The sequence below is a fragment of the Rubrimonas sp. genome, assembly GCF_036788415.1.
GTDB lineage: Bacteria > Pseudomonadota > Alphaproteobacteria > Rhodobacterales > Rhodobacteraceae > Rubrimonas.
Genome location: NZ_DAIQNN010000229.1, coordinates 1 through 1,999, shown reverse-complemented (window position 1 = coordinate 1,999; position 1,999 = coordinate 1). Strand labels below are relative to the sequence as shown.

The 1,999-nt window shown below is 72.3% G+C and carries 2 protein-coding genes; one reads left to right on the top strand and one right to left on the bottom strand.

Annotated elements, in window-relative coordinates:
* Positions 1–1,052 (bottom strand): phosphomannomutase/phosphoglucomutase (locus tag V7Q31_RS18970; protein WP_333835395.1); only part of this gene is annotated, 1,052 nt, incomplete at its 3' end.
* Positions 1,053–1,148: 96 nt separating this feature from the next.
* Between V7Q31_RS18970 and V7Q31_RS18965 the strand changes: the two genes are divergently transcribed.
* The coding region (locus tag V7Q31_RS18965; protein ID WP_333835394.1) for a sugar phosphate nucleotidyltransferase at positions 1,149–1,999 on the top strand (851 nt) is incomplete at its 3' end.

Here is a 1,999-nt window from a genome sequence, read left to right as displayed (position 1 = left end):
GCGAGGAAGTAGTGGCCCGACTTCTCGAAGCCCGCGAGCGCGCCGAGCGCCTTCACACGCCGCTTCATGTGGCTGTGCCCGGTCATCCAGTAGTCGATCCGCGCGCCGGCGAGCGCGGGGTCGGCGGCGAAGAGCCCGGTCGACTTGACGTCGGCGACGAAGGTCGCGCCGGGATGGAGCGCGATCCAGTCGCGCGCCAGCATCACGCCCACCTTGTCGGCGAAGATCTCTTCGCCCTCGTCGTCGACCACGCCGCAGCGGTCGCCGTCGCCGTCGAAGCCGAGCGCGAGGTCCGCGCCGCTCTCGCGCACGGCGCGGGCCATGTCGTGCAGCATGGCCATCGCCTCGGGGTTGGGGTTGTAGTTGGGGAAATCGTAATCGGGGCGGCAGTGCAGGTCGACGACCTCCGCCCCGATCCGGCGCAGGAGCTCCGGCGCGATCATCCCCGCGCCGCCATTGCCGCAGGCGCAGACGACCTTCAGCGGCCGCGACAGTCGGAAATCGCCCGCGAGATCGTCCATATAGGCCCCGCGCAGGCCAGGGACGGGCCGCCACGACCCGCCGGGCCGCGCGACGCCCGCGCCGCCGAGCACGATCGCCTTCAGCCGCGCCATCTCCGCCGGGCCGTGGGTCAGCGGCGGCTCGGCCCCGATCTTGACCCCGGTCCAGCCATTGGGGTTGTGGCTCGCCGTCACCATGGCCACGGCGGGGGCGTCGAGGTGGAACTGGGCGAAATAGGCCATCGGCGATAGGCCGACGCCGATGTCGAGAACTTCCGCGCCGCCGGCGACGAGGCCGAGGATCAGCGCCTGCTTCACCGCGGGCGCGTAGGCGCGGTAGTCGCAGCCGACGACGACGCGCGGCCGCGCGCCCGTCTCGTGGAGCTGGGTCGCGAAGCCGAGCCCGACGGCCTGCATCCCGACGAGGTTGATCTCCTCGGGGAAGCGCCAGCGCGCGTCGTATTCGCGAAAGCCGGTGGGCGCGATCATCGGGTCTTCGAAGAAGGCGGGCGTGTTCGGCGCGACGGCGGAAGAGGGGACCGGAAACATCATGCGCTCCGAAAATGCGGCGCCGCAGCGCAACGCCCTGTTCAGGCCTCCCGGCATAGGGGATAACGACGCGCGTCTCAACCAGCCGGAGGCTACGATTTGTCGATCATTCCCGTCATTCTGTGCGGCGGTTCGGGCACCCGGCTCTGGCCGCTCTCGCGTCAGGACTTCGCCAAGCAGCACGCGTCGATCCTGGGCGGCGCCTCGCCCTTCCAGCGCACGCTCGAGCGGATCGCGGCGGGCGGGGCGGCCTTCGCCAGGCCCGTGGTGGTCGCAAGCGCGGGCGGTCGGTTCATGGCGGCCGACCAGGCGCGCGCGGCGGGATCGCCGATCGAACTCGTCGTCGAGCCAGAGGGGCGCGACACGCTGCCCGCGATCGCCGCCGTCGCGGCGCTGCTCGCCCGCCGCGACCCCGAGGAGATCATGATGGTGCTGCCCTCCGACCATCTGATCCCCGACGCCGCCGCCTTCGCCGACGCCGCGCGCGCGGCGGCGCGCGCGGCGTCGGCGGGCGACCTGGTCGCTTTCGGTCTGACGCCGAAAAGCCCCGCGACGGGCTACGGCTACATCCGGCCCGGCGCGGCGCTGCCCTCGGGCGCGCGGCGGATCGCGGCCTTCGTCGAGAAGCCCGACGCCGAGCGCGCCGCGGCGCTGATCGCCGAGGGCTGCTTGTGGAATTCGGGCATGTTCTGCTTCCGCGCCGACGCCGCGCTGGCGGAGATCGCGGCGCGCGCGCCGGAGGTCGCCGAGGCGGCGGAAACCGCGCTCGCCGAGGCCGGCGACGATCTCGGCGCGCTGCGCCTCGGACACGCCTTCGCCGATGCGCCGAAGCTGTCCTTCGATTACGGCGTGATGGAGAAGACCGACCGCGCGGCGGTGATCGAGACCGATTTCGCCTGGTCCGACATCGGCGACTGGCGCGAAATCTGGAACCAGTCGCCCAAGGACGC